Source organism: Marinisporobacter balticus (assembly GCF_004345705.1).
Classification (GTDB): domain Bacteria; phylum Bacillota; class Clostridia; order Peptostreptococcales; family Thermotaleaceae; genus Marinisporobacter; species Marinisporobacter balticus.
In genome coordinates, this window is record NZ_SLWV01000012.1 from 1 (window position 1) to 22928 (window position 22928).

Below are 22928 nucleotides of genomic sequence, written 5' to 3' on the forward strand. Positions count from 1 at the left end.
TTTATCTTCCACCATTCTTGTTTTTTTCTATTATACATAAAAATACCCTACAGGGTAGACTTTTTTTAATGTCTACTCTATAGGGTACATTTTAATTTTTTACGTGTAGAGATTTTTTATTTTATAGTCTAACCAAATTGGCAGCCTGCGGTCCACGCTCACCTTCAACAATTTCAAATTCGACTTTCTGCCCTTCTTCTAAAGATTTAAAGCCTCCGCCAGTAATTGCTGAAAAATGTACAAAGACATCTCCTTCATCAGGTACTTCAATAAATCCAAATCCTTTTTCATTGTTAAACCACTTTACTGTTCCTTGTTTCATTCCTTTAATTCCTCCTAATACGCAAAAATTTTAATGTATAACTTTATACTTCAAGTAGTATAACCGATTTTTATCAAAATAAACGTTTATTTTATAATTTCTTATACATAGTAAAAAACAGGGTTTATCCCTGTTTTTATACCCTATCATATTTTCTTAATGCATCAGGCAATTGGTTTAATTCACAGCTGACGCTCAACACAAATTTAATCTCAAATCTTTCAGAAAGCTTTTCTAATTCTGTTACAAAATCCTGTAGATCTACGCGTTCAACATTTTTCACTTTCAGCAAGCCATCAATAAAAAATGTCTCTATATCATGATCTCTAGAAATAACGCCGCATAAAAATCCTATAAAACCTTTTATATCTTCTATAGGATATTCATCTAAAGAAATAAACCGAACTTCATGTTTTAACGCATACATCGCTTTCTTATCCTTATCTAAAAATACAACATTCCCATGTTCCATATCAACGAGATGATTCGCCATCTCAATCATCTTTGTTGTTTTTCCTGTTCCTTTTCCTCCGGTAATCAATTTAACCATTGCTATTTCCTCCTTTGGAATTTTGAGTTTTATGTTATTAAAATGGATATTGTATTATGAATTCTACACATTATGCTAAATTCCTCCTAAAATATCAGTAACTTCTATTTATTTGAAATTTCTATTCTTCTGTATTGCTCTCATTTCTTTTTTCTTTCATATATCTCCTTCTCAATTGTCCACAAGCCGCCTCAATATCACTTCCCAATTCTCTTCTTATAGTGGCTTCAATACCTTGCAGTTTTAATGTTTTCTGGAAATTTTTCACCCGATCTGTCTTTGTTGTTTTATATGTACTTTCATCTACTTCATTAAGTGGAATTAAGTTGACATGGCACAATATTTTTTTGATTTTTCCTGCTAACTCTTTCGCATGTTCTTGCGTATCATTCACATCTTGAATCAAAGCATATTCAAAAGTAATTCGTTTATTGGTTTTATTTGTATACGCTTTGCAGGCTTCAAACAATTGATCTAATGGATATTTACGATTAATAGGCATCATTTGACTTCTTAATGCATCATTTGGCGCATGTAGGGAAATGGCAAGCGTAACTTGTGGTTTTTTATTTGCAAAGTCTAATATTTGTGGTACAAGTCCACAGGTGGAAATGGTTATATTTCTAAGTCCTACATTCAAACCTTCTGGATGATTGACAATATCAAGGAACTTTAATACCTCCTCATAATTGTCAAAGGGCTCTCCACTTCCCATTAATACAATGTTTGAAATTCTCTCTCTGATATCTTTTTGTATGACTAAAACTTGATCTAATATCTCTCCAGCATGCAAATTCCTTATAACGCCATCAGTCGTTGAAGCACAAAATTTACACCCCATTTTACATCCTACCTGGGAAGATACACAAATCGAATTGCCATGTTTATATTTCATCAATACACTTTCTATAATATTTCCATCCTCTAACACAAATAGATATTTTCTTGTTCCATCCATTTTTGATATCAATACATTTTCTATTTTTAATAATCCTATGTTTGCTTTTTCTTTTAGCTTTTCTCTCAAAAGCTTAGAAAGATTGGTCATTTCATCTATATTTTCAATACCCTTATGAATCCATCCAAAAATCTGTGTTGCTCTAAATTTCTTTTCTCCGATATTTTCCAGAAAAACTTCTAATTCTTCTATAGTACAGCTTTTCAAATCAATTTTATTCTTCATTTAAACGACTCCTTATGTTCTATTTAGATATAGGAAAACCTTAGTGCAAGTTTTCCACTAAGGTCTATTCTTCTCCAAAATAAGATTCATATTCTTCTGATACACGTGCAAATTCATCATCATCTTCTATCGGTATGTATTCTTCTTTTCCATCTACTTCAATAATTTTATAAACATACGCATCATCTTCTTCTCCAACAGGTGCTAGTAGTGCATATTTGTCTTCTTCTATGTTTAGCACATCTACTACTTCAAAATCATTTTTTTTACCTTCTTCATCTGCAAACGTCACAATTTTTTTATCTTCCATGTCTGTCCCCACTCTCCTATTCGTATTATCATTATATACTGAAGTAACTAGATCGTCTATAATAATCTTTATTCTTTATTCTTAACAAACTTTTCATCTTCTAAACGCTTGCATCTTGTATTTAAATAACCCCCTAGAAAAATAACATTCAAAAAAGTCCCTAATATTTAGGAACTTCTTTTTATGAACGATAATTTGTAAATTGTAGTGCTACATCAAAATCTTTTTCCTTAAGCATTTGCATTACTTCTTGCAAACTATCTATTTTTTTACTTGTGATCCTTACTTTATCATCCATAATTTGAGCTTGTATTTTTAATTTAGATTCTTTTATTGCCGATATAATCTCTTTGCTTTTTTCTTTGGATATGCCCATTTGAATTTTTATAACTTGGCGCACCATACCACCAGAAGTATCCATTTTTTCATATTTCAAAGATTTTATGGATACACTTCGTTTTACCATTTTATCTTGAAGCACATCTATAATGCTTTTCACTCTAAAATCATCTTCTGCTAAAATCTTAATATCTTCCTTATCCCATTTGATTTCAGCCTTACTTCCTTTAAAGTCGTATCTTTGGGCTATTTCTTTTTTCGCTTGATTCACCGCATTTTCTACTTCTTGTAAATTCACTTCTGAAACAACATCAAAAGAGCAATTACTAGCCATCATATTCCCTCCTTTTATTGTTTTTTTAAGGGCCAATTATTTTGGCCCTTGTTTTTATTTTAATAATTCTTCATTTGTAGTAATCTCGTATTGGGCTCTAATGCCATCTGTATATCCTTTAAACTTCTCATTTTGTTTATTTTTCAATATGTAATCTTTGATTTGATCTTGTACTTTTTCAAAAGGCATTACACTCGCTTCTTTTCTATCTTCCACTTTAATAATATGATATCCAAATTGTGTTTTAACTAAGTCACTGATTGCACCAATTTCTAATGCAAAAGCAGCTGCCTCAAATTCAGGTACCATATTTCCTTTTTCAAAATATCCCAAATCTCCTCCATTTGTTTTAGATGGACACTCAGAATATTCTTTTGCTGCTTCTTCAAAGTTCTTTCCATCCTTTAACTCTTTTAAAACTTCTTTTGCTTTTTCTTCATCTTTGATCAATATATGTTTAGCTTTAGCAGAATCCCCTGCTACAAATTGCTCATTATTTTTTTCATAATATTCCTTTACTTCATTTTCTTCTACTTTTATATCCTCTAATAATTTTTTAACAGCATATTGCTTTAGTAAATTTTCTTCTACAGATTTTAGTTCTTTCAGATAAGCTTCATCTTGATCTAATCCTTTCTCTTTTGCATCTAAGAAAAGAATTTGTTGTGTAATCATTTCATTTAATAAATATTTTTTACCTGCTAAGGTATTTAATTGCATTTGTTGTTGTTGCGGTGCATGCTTTACAATTAACTCTAACTCTTCTTTTGTGATTTCACTTCCATTTACAGTAGCTAAAATTTGTTTATTCATTGAATTTCTCCTTTTTTTTATTATTTTTTCTCATTTCTTATCATAACACAATATTTTTCCATAGTCTAATCTATATCCCTATTCTATAATAACATCCCTATTACTTGATAATTTTTCCTTCTTTTCTCCATAATAGTTTGTCCCCCAAACGCCTAATAAAATCATGCACGTACCCACAAATTGATAAATTGTAAAAGATTCTTTTCTAATAAAAACCCCTGCGATCACTGAAATTACTGTTGTTAAATTTGCAAAAACAGCAGCCCTTGAAGCTTCTAGCTTTGCTAAATTGTAATTAGTAAGGAAAAATGCGACAACAGAAGATAATACCCCTAAATATAAAATAGCTATAATTACTTTTGTATCCCCAAAGAGCATAAAAACATTTGTAAGATCTCCCTTTATTCCATGATTGATGAAAGAAAACCCATTAAAAAATATGGCGCCTGTACACATCATAAAAAATGTTATTTCAACTGGTTTAAATTCTATAGATAATTTCCTAGAAAGGATATTCAGTGTAGCCGCACAAAGAACAGCGCCTATTAGAAAAAGTATTCCCAATAAACTACCACTTGTGTAAATATCTTTCATCAATATAACAATAAATACGCCTATTAAAGATAGAAAGATAGAAAGAACTTGGGGTTTAGATGGAATCTCTTTTAAAAATACGCTTGCTAAACATGTTACGATGATAGGAATTAAAGACATCATAATACCCGCTTCTGAAGTTGTAGTTCTACTTAACCCCATTATTTCAAATATAAAATATAAAACAGGTTGAAATAAAGCCAATATGAATAATACTTTCAAATTTTTATCTTTATAATTGGTTTTTATGATTCCCATAAATCTTAAAAATATGAGTACCAAAGTGGCCGTCCCAAATCGAAAGCTCAATAAATCAAAAGGCGCGATCGCAACTAATGCTTCTTTAGTAAATAAAAATGAAAATCCAAATACAATAGCAGTAATCATTCCAGCTAAAATCGGTAATATCTTATCATATTTCATAAAATTCCTTCTTCCGCATCTCAAATTTTTAGCATACAGCATGATTAATTATTCCAAATCCCCTTCCCATCCTGCACTTTTTACCCCTTCTATTTTAGCCATACTTCCAAAGAGTCCTTCTGGTGAAAATTTGCTTGGAATTTTTATCGTAATATCTATATGCAAATCTACATCCTCTTCAAAAGGTTCCATTTTTATATCTTTTATCGTAATACTATTTTTGCCAAGTAAAGTGCCTATTTCTCCAATTAACCCTGGTCTTTCAGCGCATATTACATGTAGCGTTTTATACTTATTTTTAAATACACTTTTCTCAAAAAAACCCAAACTAATCAGAGAGAATAATACAATTCCTGCAGTAATCAATCCCCCTAAGTAGTATCCATTTCCTATAGCTAAACCTATACATCCACAAACCCATAAGCTTGCAGCAGTCGTTAATCCATGAATAGAATTTCCCTGCCTTAGAATAGTTCCTGCACCTAAAAAACCAATACCACTCACTACTTGTGCTGCCAATCTTGCTGGCTCTCCACCAGAACCATTCTCCCCTAACCCATCAAATCCATACATGGATATGAGCATAACAAGCGCAGCCCCTATGGTAACTAAAATATGGGTTCTAAGTCCTGCGGGTCGATTATTCGATTCTCTTTCTAATCCAATTAATCCGCCTAAAATACTTGCAAGCACAAGTCTAAAAGTAATTTCAGAATAGCTAATCATTTTCCTTTTCACCTCTTATTTATATCTATTCGATCGTACCATGATGAACGCTTATAATCCTTCACTTTCAATATCGAGCTAATACCACTCATAAACAGAGGAACAATTTTGTTCCTCTGTTTATATTTTACATTCCTTTTTGGGCTAATTCAACTAATACGCAACTTGTAATATACGCTATATCTTTCTCTTTACAAAAGGAAAGAATTTCTTCGCTTTCAGCTCCTGGTTGTATTAAAACTTTATTGATTCCTAATGTATATGCTTCTTTCATAATTTTTATGCCTACATGTGGATTGATACAAAGGTCAATAACATCTACCTTTTCCTTTATTTCTTTAAGATCTGAAAATACTTCTTCACTTTTCCCTCTTGGATTTACTAACAATACCTTATATCCTGCATCTGTTAATCTGTTTTTTATTTTATAAGCATATTTTGAAGGGTTTAGTACATCCCCAGCAACAGCCCAGTTTTTATAAGTTAACATCTCTTGTCCATTCATCTGATCATCCCTTTTTTTATATATGATACACTTTTTTAAATACTTATAAACTTTATCTTTAAGATTTATTCTTTTTTTGTTGAATGAATTGTTTCACTTGAACAATTTTTTCATTCATAATTTCTATAGGATTCACTTCTATATTTAATTGTTTCATCATCTTATATAAAATAAATTTTTCTTTATCTCTTACAATGTTAATGACCACACCACTATTATGTATTCTTCCTGTACGCCCTGCCCGATGTAAATAATCTATTTTATTCAATGGTAAATCCATATTGAATATATGGCTAACTTCCCTAAAATCCATGCCTCTTGTAAATAAATCTGTTGTAACTAATATCTTTAATTTTCCGTTATTGAAAGAGGTTAACAAGTTTTGTCTTTCTTGGTTTTTGCTTCTTGTCTGTATCCCTCCAACAGAAAAGCCTAATTCCTTTAATTCTTTTACAAATCTTTCTACATTTTGATTTTTGTTAATAAACACCAAGCTTTTAGCAGGTTTTATGGTTTTTAAAAACATCGCTAAGGTTTCTGTTTTCTTTGGTGCTTTGCTCACAATATATTCATGTTCTATCTTTGAAGGAATTGGTTTTATATGATCTAAGTTTATGAATACTGGATTTTCCATCATGTCATTCAATACGTTTTTTGCTTGCTCTGAAATGGTTGCAGAAAAACTTAAAATTTGTCTATCTTTCAAAGTGCTTTTCACAATCGCATGAATCTTATCTTGTAAACCTTGTTGTAATATTTGATCGACTTCATCTAATGCAATGGTTTTTACATGATGTATTTTAATCTTTTTTAATCCCATAATATGGACCAATCTTCCAGGTGTGGCAACAATCATATGGGGTTTTTTCTTTAATTTATCTAGTTGCCTCTTTATATCCATTCCTTCTACAACTGTATCTACAAGAATTTCTGTCCCTTCTGTCATCCGCTTCGCCTCACGTTCAATCTGAAGGCTCAATTCTCTACTTGGTGCTAATACAAGCATTTGTAAATCTTTTTTAGAAGGATCAATTTTTTCGATCATAGGCAATAAGTATGCCAATGTTTTTCCTGTTCCTGTTTTTGCTTTTCCAATCACATCTTTTCCTTTTCTCGTTAGTGGAAACGTTTCTGCTTGTATCGATGAAGGATTGATGATATGATTTTTTTCAAGGTTTTTCAAAATAAAATCTTTAAATCCAAAATTGTTAAACACTTTCTCCATAGTCTATTTCTCCTTTTCTTATTCCATAAAAGTCAAACTTCATTCACCTTTTTATCTTCTATTTCAAAAGATTTGTGTATAATCTATCATCTAACAAATATATTATACCCTATAGTCAATTATCGCATAGCATAAATAAAAGTTCTTGAAATAAAAGCTTTCAGAAGCTTGCGTAATAAATCTTATAGGTATATTTAAAAATACACTATTTTTAAAATTTTTTCAATGCTTAAACCAAATTCTTTTAAATATTTAGTAGCATTTTTGAAAGATCTGCATAGATTAATAGTATCAGCAATAAAAATGAGGTGAATAACAAATGGCTTATTCCGACAGAGAATTATTGGCAAGAATTATTAAGTGTGAAGCTGGTGGTGAAGGTGAAAATGGCATGAAAGGCGTTGCCACTGTTATTATGAATAGAGTAAGAGTTCCTTATGGGGAATACCAACGAGTTAATCAAGGAGATATCAGAAAAGTAATCTATCAACAGGGTCAATTTGATTGTGTCCGCTCTGTTCTAGGTGGAAAAAGCAACCCTCAGACCATTTGGGCAAGTCCACCTGAACAAATCCATTATGATATAGCTGATTGGGCCCTCGCAGGTAACAGGCTATTTACAATTGGCTATTCACTATGGTATTTTAATCCTTTTAAACCTTCTTGCCCTTATGCATTTCCCTATAACGGCACAGGAAGTTTTCAAGTAAAAGTCACACAGCATTGTTTCTATAATCCAACAGAACTTTATGCACAAACTTAAATTTTGCTTTAAAATCAGTATTATGAAAGGGGATATGATTTATGTTTAACGATTTTTATCCAAATTATTACTCAATGATGCCTATGTATCCACCTATGCCTAGCATGCCTAGCAAAACACAACCTCCTGAACCTATGCCAGCACCACCTATTAACCAACTGCCACCAAATTTTGAAATCGAACCTCGTCTACCTGTACAAGATGATATCAACTACACACAGGGGTATCTCAGAACACACATTGGCGAATATGTGAAAGTAGAATTCTTAATTGGTACTACTATGCTGGTTGACCGTGAAGGTACACTGGTTGATGTCGGAATCAGTTACATTGTTCTTCAAGAACCTCAAACCGATGATTACTTAATGTGTGATATTTATTCTATTAAATTTGTTCAGATTTTTAAATAGCCATGCATAGGATAGACTACTATACTTTATTCATAGTAAGTAGTCTATTTCATTGTAACAAAACAATCCATTTTTTCATATAATATGGTAGATATGAAAGAAAGGTGTTGATAAAACATGTACTATAGTCCTTACATGCAATATTATTACCCAAATCCAGTTATGCCATCCTATGTAAGGGTATTTCATGCATCTCCGAATGCCCCTGGCGTTGATGTATACGCAAATGGAAAATTAATTGCAAAAGACTTGAAATATAAGGAATTTACAAAATATTTGTCCCTTGTTCCTGGTAAATATACGATTTTAGTATTCCCATCTGGAGCAACCACAAATCCCGTGATCAATACAAGTATAGATGTACTGCCCAATGCAAGTTATACAGTAGCTGCCACAGGAACATTACAGAATATTAAACCGCTTATTATACCCGATACTGCTTCTCCTCTACTACCAGGTAAATCTCAATTAAAATTTGTTCATTTATCTCCAAATGCGCCTATGGTCGACCTTACATTATCTGATGGAACCATTCTTTTTAGAAATATTGAATTTAGAGAGATCAGCCCTAATTTAATGGTATCTCCTGGAAACCTCACGCTACAACTTCGATTAGCAGGTACCAATAAAGTAGTTCTCAATGCTCCAAACCAATTAATCAAACTAAATAGGTACTATACGATATATGCAGTAGGTATTGTGAATAATAAGCCGCCTCTACAAATCATTACAGCTCTTGATAAATCTTCTTATTAAACAGAAAAAATCAGCCAAAAGGCTGATTTTTTTCTTCTTTATATTCGTTTTAATACAATACCTGTTTCATGTCCATTTAAATTTTGTTTTTCATAGCTATCGTTCTCTACGCTTTCAATGCTTTCTCCTAGGGTTTCTTGCATGATATAATCTTTATGCGTACTTACCGCTTTTGTAATTTCTTCATCACCATCAAAGTAGATGCGTATTCTATCCATCATTTCATATCCATTATTTTTACGCATTTGCTGCACTTTAGAAATAAATTCTCTGGCATAACCCTCATTTATTAAGTCTTGTGTTAGGGTTGTATCCAATATTACAAACAGATTATTCATCATTTCAACCGTAAAACCTTCTTTTGCAGCTATATTGATTAATACATGCTCTTTTGAGATTTCAAATGTTTCTTCCTCTAATTTTAAATCTACAGTTTCTCCTAATTCAAGCTTTGGTACAACAACGGATGCATCTATATTAGCTAAAGCTTTTCCAAAAAGTTTTATTTTCGAACCCAATATTGGACCTGCTACTTTGAAATTAGGCTTTAGGCTAAAGTTCATAAAATTATTTAATGATTGTTCAAAAACAACTTCTTTTACATTTAATTCTTCTTTCATAAGTGGTACTAAATCAGCAATTAAAGCTTCGTATTTTCCATCTATAAGTATTTCTCTAACAGGTTGGCGTACTTTAATTTTTGCTTTTTCTCTTGCAGCACGTCCTAATCCTACTAAATCTCTTACCAAATCCATTCGTATTTCGACTTTTTCATCAATTAGAGCTTCCTCTACTTCAGGATAGTATGCTAAATGTACAGAAACTTCTCCTGTTAGATTCTGGTACATCTCTTCTGATAAGAACGGCGCAAATGGTGCTACCATTTTTGAAATCCCTACTAATATTTCATACGTAGTATTGTACACTGCCTTTTTATCAGCTGTAAGCTCTGTAGCCCAGAAACGACGACGTGCACGTCTAATATACCAGTTTGATAAATCTTCATTTACAAAATCTTGGATTTTTCTTACTGCTTTTGTTAGATCAAAAATCTCTAGTTCTGATTTTACTTCTTTGGCCAAATTATTATATTTTGATAAAATCCATCTATCAAGTTCTGGACGCTCATTATAGGGTACAAAGAATTCCTTAGGATTGATTTCATCTGTGTTTGCATAAAGGGTAAAGAAATTATAAACATTCTTAATCGTTCCAAAGAACTTGCTTTGTACTTCTTTGAGTCCATCAATATCAAATCTTGTTGGTGTCCATGCAGGAGATACATAAAGTAGATACCATCTTAGTATATCTGCGCCATATTTATCAAAAAGCTCAAATGGATCAACCGTATTTCCTTTTGATTTTGACATTTTTCTTCCCTCTTTATCAAGGATCAAATCATTTACCAATACATTTTTATAAGGAGACACACCTTTAACAAAAGTTGAAATAGCAAGTAATGAATAGAACCATCCACGGGTTTGGTCAATTCCTTCACAAATATAGTCTGCTGGGAATAATTCATCAAAGTTTTCTTTGTTTTCAAATGGATAATGATGTTGTGCATAAGGCATTGCACCACTATCAAACCAGCAATCAATAACTTCTTTAACCCTTGTCATAACTCCACCACATTTTTCACATTTAAAATGGATGTCATCCACATAAGGTCTATGAAGTTCTATAGATTCATCAATATTCTCTATTGCTTTTTCAATTAATTCTTTTCTTGACCCAACAGAATCAATATGTCCACATTCACATCTCCAAATATTTAGTGGTGTACCCCAATAACGTGTTCTAGATATTGCCCAATCATTTAGATTTTCTAACCAATTTCCAAATCTTTTTTCTCCTACATAATCTGGATACCAATTCACTGTATTATTATTTTCAATAAGCTTATCTTTAAGCTTTGTTATTTCTATATACCAGCTTGGTTTTGCATAGTATATAAGTGGTGTTGAACATCTCCAACAGTGTGGATAATTATGTGCTACTTTTTCTTTTTTGAATAATTTTCCTTCTGCGTGGAGCCACTTAATAATATCAATATCTACCTCAGGGTCCATTACAAATTTTCCTTCCCAAGGGGTAGCAATATATTTTCCTTCTTCATTCACAGGCTGAAGCACAGGAAGATCATATTTTCTACCTACTTGATAGTCATCTTCTCCAAAAGCTGGGGCAATGTGAACAATACCTGTTCCGTCATCCGTTGTTACATAATCTGCAACCGTTACAAAGAATGCTTTCTTATCAGGTTTTACAAAAGGCATAATCTGCTCATACTCTATATTTTCTAAATCTTTTCCTTTTAATGCTTCTAATACTTCATAATCGTCTCCAAGAACTTTGTTTGCTAATTGTTTTACTACATAAAATACATTTCCTTGTGATTTTACTCTTAAGTAAGTCTCTTCAGGATGTACAGCTAAAGCAACGTTTGCTGATAATGTCCATGGTGTAGTGGTCCATACTAGGAAATATTCCTCTATATCTTTCCTTTTAAAAGCAGCGATGACGGTATTTGATTTAATTTCTTTATATCCTTGTGCTACTTCATGAGAAGCTAAGCCCGTTCCACATCTAGGACAATATGGGAGGATCTTATGACCCTCATAAAGATAATCTTCTTTAAAAAATTTATTTAAAATCCACCATACAGATTCAATATAATCATTATCTAGTGTAATATATGGATTATCTAAATCAATCATATAGCCCATTCGTCTGGTCATTTCTCTCCATTGTTTTTCATAGGAAAATACAGACTCACGACATTTTTCATTAAATTTATCAATGCCATAGTTTTCAATCTCTTGTTTACTTGATAATTTTAATTGTTTTTCTACTTCAATCTCAACAGGTAACCCATGGGTATCCCACCCTGCTTTTCTTTTTACTTGGTGCCCTGTCATCGTCTTATATCTACAAACAGAGTCTTTAAGTGTTCTTGCAATTACGTGATGAATGCCTGGTCTTCCATTTGCAGTAGGAGGTCCTTCAAAGAATACAAATGATTTTTCTCCTTTTCTTGTTTCAACACATTTATCAAGGATATTATTGTTATCCCAAAAATCTGAAATTTCATTTTGGCACTTCGCAATTGGTAAATCTGATAATGCCTTAAATTTTTCCATATCTCTCATCCTTTCGTTCATCATTTTTAACATATTAAAAAGTCCCTAAGTAAACACTTAGGGACGAATAAACCGCGGTACCACCCTGATTATAAGATGTAAAACACCTTATCTCTCAACACATCTTAACGCATGTCTGCGTGAAATTTTACTCATGGTTCAAATTTCCAGCTCCAAGGCGATTTTCATAAAAAGGTTCGTCATAATCTCTCACCAAATGATTATTTCTCTGTATACATAATTCTTTTTATTACTATCCTTTTCTTCGCTTTTCAATTTACATTTTTTATGTTTTCACACTCTATTTTAACTGTAATATGACAAAATTGTCAAGGGAATAGATGCAATTAAATAAACTTATTATTTTTTTATAATATCTATTTTTTCATTTTAATAAAATTACATCATTCCTATTTCTCTAAAAATGAATATTTTTTATTTTCCTCTATGTCTATGTCTTTTACAATCTCTGCATATTTCCATAAATTCGTTTTCCATACAATCATGTTTATCTTCATACCCACATTTTGGACACTTATATTGATTATTACCTTCTTCATATCGCTTATTCCATATAAATCCACAATTTTCACATTTTATACAACATTGATTCAAGGCGTAATTACCACCTTCAATTTTTAAAACCTTACCATTTACCACTACATCTGCCATTTTTCTCTTTGCATCTTTGTAAATTCTTTGAAAAGTAGTCCTTGCAACGGCCATTTTTTTTGCACATTCTGATTGATCTAACCCTTTAAGATCCATTAGCCTTATACTTTCAAATTCCTCTACATTCATAATAACAATATCCTTTTGTTCTTTATCATCATCAAAAGGTCCAAAAACTTTTGTCTTTGGGATACTCGCTACTCTTCTCCATTTTTTGGGTCTTGGCATATGCACATCTCCTTGCATAAAAAATTTCCACAACCTTTTAAAATTTTCATTGCTTGAATTTGTTGCAAAGTTGTATTTTTTTAATCATAAAATGATAGGGTGTGAAATTCAATCCCTATCATTTTATCATTCATTATTTACGATTACCAGTATTTTTATTATTGTTTAGTTTATCTTTTACTGCATGGAGTTGATTTTCTAATATTGTCTTTTGTTTTTCTAATAATTCTTCTTCACTTAAAGTACTATTTTCCATCCATCTACAAATCCCTAAACCTCTGCCGTAACCATAGACACTTCCATCTACAACGTTGCAATGCCCTCTTTTTCTTCCAGTACCTGATCCCATACCATTTGGTCCTCTTCCATCTAATCTTGGCATATAAACATCTCCTTTTTATTTTTAGCATATGCTATTTACTTATATTGTAGGCCTATTTAGGGCATATGTCAATAACTTTTACATATTTTTTTATATATTTTAAAAATTACGCACAAATTTAAAAATTGGACATAGTATGTTATTGCAAAGAAACAAATTTAACGGAGGTGAAATGAAAATGAATAGAAATTTAAAAAATAACTTTCCTAGTATGATTAATGGATTTGTATTAAAAGATGAACAAATGGCTCAATTTGATGCATTCATGCAAGAATATGGCAACCAACCAGAAAGAGTTATTTATAGAGAAATAGGCAGAGTAAAAAATGAAGTTTCAGAAGATGTTCTTAATCAGCATATTAATAATCTTGATGCTTTATCTCAAATGCAAGGTTTTGTGACAGATGTAAATAGAAAAAGAATCGCAAATGTAAAAAGTATATTAACTTCCAGTAATGCTTCTTTCTACCGAAGAAATAGCCGTCAATCCTCTCCATCAACTCAATTTGTTAGCGGTACAAGTCTTTTACTATGGTTTCTAATCCTAGTAGCAATATGGTAACTTTTACTATTTTTAAAAAGAGTCCTATGCATCATGCATAGGACTCTTTTTAGCTTTCTATATATTTAACTTCTCCACAAACCATTGTCATAACTGCCTTGCCCTTTAATTTCAATCCATCAAAAGGTGTATTACATCCTTTAGAGTAAAACTGATTTTTATCAACAACCCATTCCTTTTCCAAATCAACCACTGTAATATCCGCATCAGTTCCCGTTTTCAATGTTCCCTTTTGAATATTTAATAATTGTGCAGGCGTTACACTAAGTTTTTTTACTAAATCTTCTAGTGATAGATTCCCTTTATGTACTAATTCTGTTAAAGAAATTCCTAGGGCTGCTTCAAGTCCAACAATCCCATTGGCAGCTTCTACTATATTTTTATCTTTATCTTCTTTTGTATGGGGTGCATGATCTGTTGCAATAACATCAATAGTTCCATCTATTAAACCTTGTATAACAGCCTCTACATCCTCACGGCTTCTTAACGGCGGACTCATCTTTGCATTGCTTCCCTGCCTCAAAATTTCTTCATCTGTTAAAGTAAAATGATGGGGTGTTGCTTCACAAGATACCCTTATCCCTTTTTCTTTTGCTTCTCTTACAAGTTCTACCCCTCTTTTTGTAGAGATATGCTGAATATGAATCTTAGCTCCTGTTTTTTCTGCTAAAAAAATATCCCTAAGTATAATCACTTCTTCTGCTAACGGAGGAATTCCTTCTAAATTTAATTGCTTAGATATTTCCCCTCTATGAATTGAACGATCATACACAAGATTTGCATCTTCACAATGGGTACTTATGAGTAAATCAAGTTCTTTTGCTTTCTCCATTGCTTCATACATAACTTTTGCATTCATTACAGTCTTACCATCGTCTGTAATTCCTAAAATACCCATTTCTAGCATTTTTTCATAAGGACTCATCTCTATGCCATCTAAATTTTTCGTGATACTTCCCATCATATACACATTACAAGCAGCACGATCAGCCTTTTTTCTAATAAAATCTATCGTCTCTATATTGTCAATTACAGGATTGGTATTCGGCATACACACAACACTACTAAATCCTCCAGCTACTGCAGCTAAAGCGCCCGTTTCAATAGTCTCTTTCTTTTCAAACCCTGGCTCACGAAAATGTACATGCATATCTATAAGGCCCGGTAGAATATATTTCCCACGTGCATCCATCACTTTGTGATTTTCATTTGCGATATCCTTTTCTATTTTTTCAATTTTTCCATCCTTAATCAGTATATCTAAAACTTCATTCATATTCTGAGATGGGTCAACCACCCATCCTCCTTTAAGTAAAGTCTTCATAATAACTCCTTTCCGCTACTATTATTTTACCCCTTTTATTTATTATTTCCATAAAATCCCCTATACTATTTTATTGATAGATTAATCTTAGTAACAATAAAAAAACCTTCTGCCAGAGGCCAAAGGTTTATATACATAAAATATCAATGCATACAAATATGAGCATTTTATATGTTCATCAACTATCCTTTTCAGCCTCTCTGGACCGAGTTAAAGGTACCCATATTCTATTTTCTACCATAGATTAACATAGCTCCCACCAACATGTCAATATATAATCAAGAATTTCCACTCATTTGTCAAAAATATAAAATAAAACCAAATAGATATACTACTATCACACCAAAATACTTACATTAATCCTGCCAATCTAGGTAGCCATAATGAAATTTCTGGCACAAAAGTAACTAATAATAATATTACTATATTGCATATCAAAAAAGGAAGGGCATTTTTAAAAATATCTATAATAGAAATATCACATATTTTCGTACATGCATTTAGGCACATCCCTAAAGGTGGTGTTACCAATCCAATTGCCAATCCAACGATCAGTATTGACCCAAATTGCAACGGATTTACCCCTAAAGCTTGCATCACAGGCAACAATATTGGTGTTACTAATAACAAAGCAGGCGTAACATCTACAAACATTCCAATAAACAAGATAAATAGATCCAATAATAATAATATCCAGAAAACGTTTACATCTAGTCCTGTAAAAAATCCTGCCACCATATAAGGAAATTTAATCATTGCTAAAACCCAGCTAAATATCATTGAAAAACCAATAACAATCATAACTGAGCTTGAAGAAAGCGTTGTTTTTCTTAATATTTGAGGTAAATCAGCTAATTTAATTTCTTTATAAACAAAAAATCCAACAATAAATGCATAAAATACCGCAATGCCTGCAGATTCACTTGCAGTTGCAATTCCAAAAGATATGCTTACAACAATTAACACTGGCATAATAAGTGCCAATACGCCCTCTTTAGCCACATGAAATAATTTTTTCCCTTTTACTTCTTCCTCTATATCTAATAAATAGCTTCTTTTTTTTGAAATATACATAGATATAATAATTTGCGATATACCAATTAAAGCACCAGGAATTAATCCAGCTAAAAACAATCCCCCTACAGATGCTCCTGAAATCATTGAATAGGTAAGCATCGGAACACTTGGTGGAATAATCATTCCCATAGTAGAGGATGCTACAGTAACACCTGTTGCAAATCCTTTACTGTATCCTTTTTTTATCATTTGTGGAATTAAAACAGATCCAATCGCAGAAGTATCAGCAACAGATGATCCAGATATTCCTCCAAAAATCATACTTGCAAAAATGTTAACCTCTCCTAAACCACCTTTGATGGGCTTTACTGCATACAGACTAAAATTAATAATTCTTTGTGTTATTCCACCTCTATTCATTAATTCACCTGCTAAAATAAATAAAGGAAGGGCTATCATAACATAGATATTTGTACCTGCCCAAATCCGTTGAGGAAGCATCATCAAAAAACTAGGATTTGTGAAGACCAAATATAATATACTTGAAATTCCTAACGAATAGCAGATCGGAACCCCTACTCCAGTAAAAAGAATAAACAGCATAAACAAATAGATTGCTTCCATATATCAAAACCTCCAACATAATATTTCCTACATTAGTTGCTTCGTCCGATTTCCATGAATATTTTCTGTATTTCTTTACTATTTACAATCAAGTTTTTGATTTTTATGATTTCATAAACAACCACTAAAATACAACTCGTTGGCATCATATAATAAATGTATTTATTGGGTATCCTAAGTCCTGGTGATAAAACATTCCCGACTTGATCAATCCAATGTATAGATTCTTTCACTATAATAATTTGAACAAATATTATAACAATTCCGATTAAAATACCTAATACTGTTTTGCCTTTTCCATTTAATTTTTCTGACAAGAACGCTATACAAATATGTTCATTGTCTCTTACCCCAATAACCAGTCCAAAATAAGTCGTCGCTAAAAATAAAAACGTAATTAATTCTTCTGCCCAAACAAAAGAAATTGAGCATACATATCTTAAAAATACTGATGTAATCACAAATATAGTTAATAGGCCCATCAAAAATATACAACTCCATGAAATAATTTTTGTTAAACAAGCATCAAATTTATCCAAATTGTCACCCTCTTATGTACATAATAAAACACCATTTAACATACATGGAGATATAGTGCATCTCCATGTATTTAATATATTTCTTTATTGAGCCTTAATTTCATCAATTAATTCTTGCGTAAAATAACCTTTTTCATTAACAAAATAATCATATACTGGTTTTGCTAATTCTTTAAACTTTTCTTTTTCTTCATCTGTTAGTACATTTACTTCTAAATTGGCTTTTATTTTTTCAAGTGCTTCTACATTTGCTTTTGTTGTCATTTCATCACTAATACTTGTCATATCCTCAGCAGCTTTTTGTACTAGATCTTGATTTTCTTTACTTAAGCTATTAAACCACTCTAAATTTACATAAAATGGGTCTGGATGAACTTGATATTCAATCACTGACATATATTTTTGAACTTCATCAAATTTCATCGATTCAATATTTACACAAGGGTTTTCTTGACCATCAGCAACACCAGTTTTTAATGACATATATGTTTCCACATAAGGAATGGATACTGGATTTGCTCCAAATGTTTCCATCGTTTTAATTATGCTTTCAACACCAGGTGTTCTGATTTTTAACCCTTTTAAATCTTCAGGGGATTTAATGGGTCTTACATTATTTGTAATATTTCTAAATCCTCCAGCATCTCCTGTTGAAAGGATTATAATGTTATTTTTTTCAGCAGCTTTTGCAATTTTCTTTCCTATTTCTCCACGAGTAACCTTTTGAAAGCTTTCTACATCATCAAATAAAAAAGGCATTGTATATACCAAAAGTTCAGTTGCTACATCATCAAATCTTCCAGCTCTTACCCCTTGAATAGTTCCGAGCTTCGCTTGTTCTATCATTTCTTGTTCATTACCTAACTGTCCTGATGGATAAATTTCGACTTTGATTGCTCCATTTGATCTTTCTTCTACCATTTCTTTAAACTTTTCAAAAGATTGATATCTTGGCGTACCAGCAGAATGAGTATGTCCTACTTTCATTACAATGGGTTGTGCACTTTTCTCAGTAGTTTCATTTGCAGTTTCAGGAATTTCTTCTTTACTAGCACAACCAGCAAATATACCTGAGATTAATAGTACTGCCAATAACAAACTTAATATTTTCTTTGACATTTTGTTCCCCCCATATTCTTTAAAATTTTTTATCTTACTAACCAACCACCATCAACAGCTAAAATATGTCCATTAACATAATCTGATGCTCGGCTAGCTAAGAACACAATTGTTCCCATTAAATCATTTATCTCGCCCCATTTTCCTGCTGGAATTCTAGATAATATTTCTTGATTTCTTTTTTCATCTGCACGAATCGGTGCTGTATTTTCAGTTTTTATATATCCTGGCGCAATTGCATTCGTTTGAATATTTTTATCTGCTAGTTCATTAGCAAAAGCCTTTGTAATACCAGCTACGCCATGCTTACTCGCTGTATAAGGGGGTACAAATTTACCTCCTTGAAAGGATAACATAGACGCGATATTAATAATCTTACCACTTCCTTGTTCTACCATTTTTTTTGCTGCTACTTGACTTAGATAATACACTGCATTCAGATTAATATTTATTACATCTTCCCAATCTTTGTCATCATACTCAAGTAATGGTGCTCTACGAATTGTACCTGCATTATTTACTAAAATGTCGATTTTACCGTATGCTTTAATACATTCTCCTACAGCCTTTTTTGCCTCTTCTTTTTCTGATAGTTCTGCTTTAGTAAATGCTATTTTTCTACCTTCTTTTTCAACTAGTTCTCTGATTTCTTCCCAATTTCTATCACTATGGGTACATACAAAAATATCTGCACCTGCTTTAGCTAATGCGATTGTATACGCTTGCCCAAGTCCTTTATCTCCACCTGTAACCATAGCTACTTTTCCTTTTAATGAAAATAAATCTAATGAAAAATCATCTAATCCTTTAGTCATACAATATCACTCCTAAAATTATTATCTTAATTCAGAATTTTGTATATGATCCATGTCTGTAAATACTTGATTTTCTCCAACCATTCCCCAAATAAATGTATAGTTTTCAGTTCCAACCCCACTATGGATTGACCAGCTCGGAGAAATTACTGCTTGTTCATTTTTCATAATAATATGTCTTGTTTCTTTTGCTTCGCCCATCATATGAAATACGCGAGCATCTTCTTTCATATCAAAATATAGATATACTTCCATTCTTCTATCATGAGTATGGCACGGCATTGTATTCCAAACATTGTTTGGTTCAAGTACAGTCATTCCCATAAGTAACTGACAAGTTTCACATACTGATGGATGAATATATTGATAGATTGTTCTTTTATTTGATTGTTCTAAACTTCCTAATTGATTAGGATTTGCTTTTTTTATATCGATTTTTACCATAGGGTATGCTTTGTGTGCTGGTGCACTATTCAAATAAAGTTTTGCAGGATTTGCAGGATCTTCACTTTCAAACACTACTTCTTTTACGCCTTTTCCTATGTATAAACCATCTCTTGGATTTAATTCCACTTTCTTTCCATCTACTGTAACATATCCCTTTGCGCCAATGTTAATAATCCCAAGTTCTCTTCTTTCAAGAAAATATTCAGCACCAAGTTCTTTTCCACCTTCTAAGCGTAATGCTTCTACAGGCGATGCACTTCCAGCTATAATACGATCAATATGACTATATACCATTTTTAATTTTCCTGGTACAAATAGATCGTCAATCAAAAAATTTTTTCTCAATACTTCTGTATCATAAGCTTTTGCATCACTTGGACTAACTCCATATCTTATTTCCATTTTTTATTCTCCTCCATTTTATTTTTTATTTGAATTTGTTTATCATAGTCTATTCAATATAATGATACTATTATTTCATTTTAATGTCAATGAAATTTCCTTCTTTACTCAAAATCAAATTTTTGAAAACGATTTTTCGAAACATTTCTTCCTCCTTTTTTGCATCGCACTCTTAAATTTGACACTTTAGTATTATTCATGTAGTATTGTAACGTAAAAAAAATAATATAAAAACCACAATAAGTATGTGGTTTTTATATTATTCGATATTTTCTACAGAATCTCTTTCAATCAGTTCATAATCTAACACAATTTTTACATTACTATAATCTTGATTAAAAAGATGAATCATTTGTTCTACAGACACCATTCCCATTTGTTTAAATGGGACCCCTACTGTCGTTACTGTAGGAAATGAATATTTAGATATATCTATGTTATCCATACCTACAACCGATATATTTCTTGGCACTTCATATCCTAGCGAACGGGCAATACTAATAAATTTAACAGAATCCGAATCGCAAAGCCCAAAGTATGCATCTGGTATATCATTAGAGGTTAATACTTTTTTAACGGTATTTTCCCATTCTATTTTACCAGGAACTTTGTAAAAGAATTTTTCATCCAATGGAATACCATTATCACGCAAAGCTTTTTTATATCCACTCAGCTTATTCTCATCTACTAAGAATTCATCAGGATTTCCTATAGCTAAAATTTTTCTATGTCCTTTTCGAATTAAGTAATTAACAATATCGTAAGCACCTTTTTCTAAATCTACACTCACAAAATTAATTTCTTTACCTGTTAGTTCTCTATTAATAAATATGTGAGGAATTCCTTTTTCAGCTAGAATTCTTCCTTCTTTCAACTCATCTTCTTTATTCTTTCCAACAACAATCACGCCTTTTGTCTGATTATAATCCCACTTAGCATAATCTTCATCAATCTGCTTTCCTACTCGTCTGGCTAATTGAACCAACACATCCGATTTTTCAGCACTTTCCATTACGCCTTGGACGACTTGAGAAAACCCTTGAAATTCATCATAATTCTGAGAAATGCTAATTTCTATAATAAAATTTCTATGTTTATTAATTTCATCTACTTTATAATTTAATTCTTCCATTGCCTGAATAATAAGCTTTTTACTACTTTCTCTTACTTTATTTCCGTTTAAAAATCGAAATACAGTACTTCTAGAAATCCCCGACTTTTCTACGACATCTTCTACCGTTGCCATATATTCACTTTCACCTGCCTTTATTTTTCCATAAACAAATTACTTATCTTACTTTTTTGAAACTAACATCTCATTTTATATAATAGCACAATTTTCTTCTGTTTATAAGTATTTTTTAAAAATATAACAATGTCCATTATAGATAAGAAAAAAACATTTTGATAATATGTAAGCAATTAAACAACGCAGAAAATAATCGAGATCACAAGCAATATTTCCAAACTTCTTTTTTGATTATTCTTTAAAGTAAAAACCGTATAAGTTGCAAAACAACTTATACGCCTTAGTATAATTCTTCTTTGATATTTAGATTTTGAACTATATCCATTTCAATTAAAATATTACATTGCTTATTTTCAAGTAAATAGTATTCTTTCACTAAGGTATTCTCTTATCTAACGTAAACGATTTAATGCAATCTATATATACTCTTATTGTTTTTTAAATATACCGAATGGTTTCCCAACTGGTAGCACGACTCTTCCAAAATGAGGATTTAAAACAGCAGCAGCAGAACCATAAAATGCAAATAATGATACAAGTAACTCTGAAACTGCAGCCAATTCATGTGCTACTTCTGGCATAATGCCAAACGTACTAAGAGACAATCCTATAAATAGACCATCAATTAAAACAAAAATAATAAATAATACCTTGTGTGTTTCCATTGCTCCTATGGTCATAAATATACTAAAAATCAAGTATCCTACAAAAGCAAATCCCAATTGTTTTACATCTGTATTTGCTACTAGTTTTTCACCAAACACACCTAATTGGATCAACCATGTCATAGCAACACCCAACCAAAAAAATGCAAATGCGCCAAAAGCTGTAGTCCCAAAAACATTATTGCGTTTTGAATCATTGATACAAGCAAACAGTTGGGCAAAAGCTCCTAAAAATATAGCCCATGGAATGATAAACGCTACCCCTTCTGTAATACCAAATTTTTGTGATGATGCTACAAGTGTGACCATAGCTAGACCGAATAGTCCAAGGGCTGAAGGATCAGCATTTGTAATCTTTACATTTTGCACTTCGTTCTTGTTCATATACACTCTCCTTTTAAAAATTAATCGTTCTCTAAAGCATGTTAATCATTTAGAAATTTGCAATACAATACGTATCAATTTCAGTGTTTTAGGAAATCGTTTT

The 22928-nt window shown here is 31.7% G+C and carries 25 protein-coding genes and 1 other annotated feature; of the genes, 4 read left to right on the top strand and 21 right to left on the bottom strand.

Annotation, left to right across the window (positions count from 1 at the left end):
- Positions 1-121: 121 nt before the first annotated feature.
- From EV214_RS09710 to EV214_RS09755, 10 genes are all read right to left on the bottom strand, one after another.
- Positions 122-322 (bottom strand): cold-shock protein, encoded by a 201-nt coding sequence (locus EV214_RS09710; protein WP_132245209.1) that lies wholly within the window; start codon positions 320-322, stop codon positions 122-124.
- Between the two features lie 136 nt (positions 323-458).
- Positions 459-872, bottom strand: coding sequence for a twitching motility protein PilT (locus tag EV214_RS09715; RefSeq protein WP_132245211.1), 414 nt, complete (start codon positions 870-872; stop codon positions 459-461).
- Positions 873-993: 121 nt separating this feature from the next.
- Positions 994-2055: a 23S rRNA (adenine(2503)-C(2))-methyltransferase RlmN gene (gene rlmN, locus EV214_RS09720; RefSeq protein ID WP_132245213.1), complete on the bottom strand. Its 1062-nt coding sequence runs from the start codon at positions 2053-2055 to the stop codon at positions 994-996.
- 64 nt (positions 2056-2119) lie between these two features.
- Positions 2120-2365: a DUF1292 domain-containing protein gene (locus tag EV214_RS09725; protein ID WP_132245215.1), complete on the bottom strand. Its 246-nt coding sequence runs from the start codon at positions 2363-2365 to the stop codon at positions 2120-2122.
- Between the two features lie 181 nt (positions 2366-2546).
- Complete coding sequence (locus EV214_RS09730; protein ID WP_132245217.1) at positions 2547-3038, bottom strand: YajQ family cyclic di-GMP-binding protein; 492 nt, start codon at positions 3036-3038, stop codon at positions 2547-2549.
- Positions 3039-3092: 54 nt separating this feature from the next.
- The gene (locus tag EV214_RS09735; RefSeq protein ID WP_132245219.1) at positions 3093-3851 is read right to left on the bottom strand and encodes a peptidylprolyl isomerase; all 759 of its coding nucleotides are present in this window, start codon (positions 3849-3851) and stop codon (positions 3093-3095) included.
- 78 nt (positions 3852-3929) lie between these two features.
- A complete protein-coding gene (locus EV214_RS09740) occupies positions 3930-4868 on the bottom strand; it encodes a DMT family transporter (RefSeq protein WP_132245221.1) in 939 nt (312 codons plus the stop codon).
- A gap of 48 nt (positions 4869-4916) precedes the next feature.
- Positions 4917-5594 carry an MgtC/SapB family protein gene (locus EV214_RS09745; protein ID WP_132245223.1) on the bottom strand — a complete coding sequence of 226 codons (678 nt, stop codon included), beginning with the start codon at positions 5592-5594 and terminating at the stop codon, positions 4917-4919.
- Between the two features lie 127 nt (positions 5595-5721).
- Entirely contained in the window at positions 5722-6099 is a 378-nt protein-coding gene (locus EV214_RS09750; protein WP_132245225.1) for a CoA-binding protein, read from the bottom strand.
- A 58-nt stretch (positions 6100-6157) separates the two neighbouring features.
- A complete protein-coding gene (locus EV214_RS09755) occupies positions 6158-7324 on the bottom strand; it encodes a DEAD/DEAH box helicase (RefSeq protein ID WP_132245227.1) in 1167 nt (388 codons plus the stop codon).
- Between the two features lie 319 nt (positions 7325-7643).
- Here EV214_RS09755 and EV214_RS09760 point away from each other — a divergent pair, with 319 nt between their 5' ends.
- The 3 genes from EV214_RS09760 to EV214_RS09770 all read left to right on the top strand — a co-directional run bounded on the left by EV214_RS09760 (position 7644) and on the right by EV214_RS09770 (position 9253).
- The gene (locus EV214_RS09760; protein WP_132245229.1) at positions 7644-8087 is read left to right on the top strand and encodes a cell wall hydrolase; all 444 of its coding nucleotides are present in this window, start codon (positions 7644-7646) and stop codon (positions 8085-8087) included.
- 41 nt (positions 8088-8128) lie between these two features.
- The gene (locus tag EV214_RS09765) at positions 8129-8497 is read left to right on the top strand and encodes a hypothetical protein (protein ID WP_132245231.1); all 369 of its coding nucleotides are present in this window, start codon (positions 8129-8131) and stop codon (positions 8495-8497) included.
- A 117-nt stretch (positions 8498-8614) separates the two neighbouring features.
- Entirely contained in the window at positions 8615-9253 is a 639-nt protein-coding gene (locus tag EV214_RS09770) for a DUF4397 domain-containing protein (RefSeq protein ID WP_132245233.1), read from the top strand.
- 38 nt (positions 9254-9291) lie between these two features.
- Here EV214_RS09770 and ileS read toward each other — a convergent pair whose 3' ends face one another.
- From ileS to EV214_RS09785, 3 genes are all read right to left on the bottom strand, one after another.
- Positions 9292-12396 carry an isoleucine--tRNA ligase gene (gene ileS, locus EV214_RS09775; protein WP_132245235.1) on the bottom strand — a complete coding sequence of 1035 codons (3105 nt, stop codon included), beginning with the start codon at positions 12394-12396 and terminating at the stop codon, positions 9292-9294.
- 56 nt (positions 12397-12452) lie between these two features.
- Positions 12453-12671, bottom strand: a binding site (T-box leader).
- A gap of 160 nt (positions 12672-12831) precedes the next feature.
- Positions 12832-13296, bottom strand: coding sequence for a DUF134 domain-containing protein (locus tag EV214_RS09780; RefSeq protein WP_132245237.1), 465 nt, complete (start codon positions 13294-13296; stop codon positions 12832-12834).
- Between the two features lie 133 nt (positions 13297-13429).
- Positions 13430-13678 (bottom strand): DUF5320 domain-containing protein, encoded by a 249-nt coding sequence (locus tag EV214_RS09785; RefSeq protein WP_132245239.1) that lies wholly within the window; start codon positions 13676-13678, stop codon positions 13430-13432.
- Between the two features lie 178 nt (positions 13679-13856).
- Here EV214_RS09785 and EV214_RS09790 point away from each other — a divergent pair, with 178 nt between their 5' ends.
- Complete coding sequence (locus tag EV214_RS09790; protein ID WP_132245241.1) at positions 13857-14240, top strand: hypothetical protein; 384 nt, start codon at positions 13857-13859, stop codon at positions 14238-14240.
- 49 nt (positions 14241-14289) lie between these two features.
- On the opposite strand, the gene EV214_RS09795 is transcribed toward EV214_RS09790, so the two are convergent.
- From EV214_RS09795 to EV214_RS09830, 8 genes are all read right to left on the bottom strand, one after another.
- The gene (locus tag EV214_RS09795; RefSeq protein WP_132245243.1) at positions 14290-15564 is read right to left on the bottom strand and encodes a dihydroorotase; all 1275 of its coding nucleotides are present in this window, start codon (positions 15562-15564) and stop codon (positions 14290-14292) included.
- A gap of 351 nt (positions 15565-15915) precedes the next feature.
- The gene (locus EV214_RS09800; RefSeq protein ID WP_132245245.1) at positions 15916-17205 is read right to left on the bottom strand and encodes a TRAP transporter large permease; all 1290 of its coding nucleotides are present in this window, start codon (positions 17203-17205) and stop codon (positions 15916-15918) included.
- A gap of 32 nt (positions 17206-17237) precedes the next feature.
- The gene (locus EV214_RS09805) at positions 17238-17744 is read right to left on the bottom strand and encodes a TRAP transporter small permease (protein WP_132245247.1); all 507 of its coding nucleotides are present in this window, start codon (positions 17742-17744) and stop codon (positions 17238-17240) included.
- A gap of 84 nt (positions 17745-17828) precedes the next feature.
- A complete protein-coding gene (locus tag EV214_RS09810) occupies positions 17829-18863 on the bottom strand; it encodes a TRAP transporter substrate-binding protein (protein WP_207669667.1) in 1035 nt (344 codons plus the stop codon).
- Positions 18864-18892: 29 nt separating this feature from the next.
- Positions 18893-19678, bottom strand: a complete 786-nt coding sequence (gene kduD / locus EV214_RS09815) for a 2-dehydro-3-deoxy-D-gluconate 5-dehydrogenase KduD (RefSeq protein WP_132245249.1) — start codon at positions 19676-19678, stop codon at positions 18893-18895.
- A 21-nt stretch (positions 19679-19699) separates the two neighbouring features.
- Positions 19700-20527, bottom strand: a complete 828-nt coding sequence (gene kduI / locus EV214_RS09820) for a 5-dehydro-4-deoxy-D-glucuronate isomerase (protein WP_132245251.1) — start codon at positions 20525-20527, stop codon at positions 19700-19702.
- A 259-nt stretch (positions 20528-20786) separates the two neighbouring features.
- Positions 20787-21773 (bottom strand): LacI family DNA-binding transcriptional regulator, encoded by a 987-nt coding sequence (locus tag EV214_RS09825; protein ID WP_132245253.1) that lies wholly within the window; start codon positions 21771-21773, stop codon positions 20787-20789.
- 431 nt (positions 21774-22204) lie between these two features.
- Positions 22205-22825 carry an acetate uptake transporter gene (locus EV214_RS09830; RefSeq protein ID WP_132245255.1) on the bottom strand — a complete coding sequence of 207 codons (621 nt, stop codon included), beginning with the start codon at positions 22823-22825 and terminating at the stop codon, positions 22205-22207.
- Between the last annotated feature and the right edge of the window lie 103 nt (positions 22826-22928).

What these genes read in the sequence shown, in the direction of transcription:
- EV214_RS09710 (WP_132245209.1), bottom strand. Translation starts at nt 322, where the DNA reads ATGAAACAAGGAACAGTAAAGTGGTTTAACAATGAAAAAGGATTTGGA.
- EV214_RS09715 (WP_132245211.1), bottom strand. Translation starts at nt 872, where the DNA reads ATGGTTAAATTGATTACCGGAGGAAAAGGAACAGGAAAAACAACAAAG.
- rlmN (WP_132245213.1), bottom strand. Translation starts at nt 2,055, where the DNA reads ATGAAGAATAAAATTGATTTGAAAAGCTGTACTATAGAAGAATTAGAA.
- EV214_RS09725 (WP_132245215.1), bottom strand. Translation starts at nt 2,365, where the DNA reads ATGGAAGATAAAAAAATTGTGACGTTTGCAGATGAAGAAGGTAAAAAA.
- EV214_RS09730 (WP_132245217.1), bottom strand. Translation starts at nt 3,038, where the DNA reads ATGGCTAGTAATTGCTCTTTTGATGTTGTTTCAGAAGTGAATTTACAA.
- EV214_RS09735 (WP_132245219.1), bottom strand. Translation starts at nt 3,851, where the DNA reads ATGAATAAACAAATTTTAGCTACTGTAAATGGAAGTGAAATCACAAAA.
- EV214_RS09740 (WP_132245221.1), bottom strand. Translation starts at nt 4,868, where the DNA reads ATGAAATATGATAAGATATTACCGATTTTAGCTGGAATGATTACTGCT.
- EV214_RS09745 (WP_132245223.1), bottom strand. Translation starts at nt 5,594, where the DNA reads ATGATTAGCTATTCTGAAATTACTTTTAGACTTGTGCTTGCAAGTATT.
- EV214_RS09750 (WP_132245225.1), bottom strand. Translation starts at nt 6,099, where the DNA reads ATGAATGGACAAGAGATGTTAACTTATAAAAACTGGGCTGTTGCTGGG.
- EV214_RS09755 (WP_132245227.1), bottom strand. Translation starts at nt 7,324, where the DNA reads ATGGAGAAAGTGTTTAACAATTTTGGATTTAAAGATTTTATTTTGAAA.
- EV214_RS09760 (WP_132245229.1), top strand. Translation starts at nt 7,644, where the DNA reads ATGGCTTATTCCGACAGAGAATTATTGGCAAGAATTATTAAGTGTGAA.
- EV214_RS09765 (WP_132245231.1), top strand. Translation starts at nt 8,129, where the DNA reads ATGTTTAACGATTTTTATCCAAATTATTACTCAATGATGCCTATGTAT.
- EV214_RS09770 (WP_132245233.1), top strand. Translation starts at nt 8,615, where the DNA reads ATGTACTATAGTCCTTACATGCAATATTATTACCCAAATCCAGTTATG.
- ileS (WP_132245235.1), bottom strand. Translation starts at nt 12,396, where the DNA reads ATGGAAAAATTTAAGGCATTATCAGATTTACCAATTGCGAAGTGCCAA.
- EV214_RS09780 (WP_132245237.1), bottom strand. Translation starts at nt 13,296, where the DNA reads ATGCCAAGACCCAAAAAATGGAGAAGAGTAGCGAGTATCCCAAAGACA.
- EV214_RS09785 (WP_132245239.1), bottom strand. Translation starts at nt 13,678, where the DNA reads ATGCCAAGATTAGATGGAAGAGGACCAAATGGTATGGGATCAGGTACT.
- EV214_RS09790 (WP_132245241.1), top strand. Translation starts at nt 13,857, where the DNA reads ATGAATAGAAATTTAAAAAATAACTTTCCTAGTATGATTAATGGATTT.
- EV214_RS09795 (WP_132245243.1), bottom strand. Translation starts at nt 15,564, where the DNA reads ATGAAGACTTTACTTAAAGGAGGATGGGTGGTTGACCCATCTCAGAAT.
- EV214_RS09800 (WP_132245245.1), bottom strand. Translation starts at nt 17,205, where the DNA reads ATGGAAGCAATCTATTTGTTTATGCTGTTTATTCTTTTTACTGGAGTA.
- EV214_RS09810 (WP_207669667.1), bottom strand. Translation starts at nt 18,863, where the DNA reads ATGTCAAAGAAAATATTAAGTTTGTTATTGGCAGTACTATTAATCTCA.
- kduD (WP_132245249.1), bottom strand. Translation starts at nt 19,678, where the DNA reads ATGACTAAAGGATTAGATGATTTTTCATTAGATTTATTTTCATTAAAA.
- kduI (WP_132245251.1), bottom strand. Translation starts at nt 20,527, where the DNA reads ATGGAAATAAGATATGGAGTTAGTCCAAGTGATGCAAAAGCTTATGAT.
- EV214_RS09825 (WP_132245253.1), bottom strand. Translation starts at nt 21,773, where the DNA reads ATGGCAACGGTAGAAGATGTCGTAGAAAAGTCGGGGATTTCTAGAAGT.
- EV214_RS09830 (WP_132245255.1), bottom strand. Translation starts at nt 22,825, where the DNA reads ATGAACAAGAACGAAGTGCAAAATGTAAAGATTACAAATGCTGATCCT.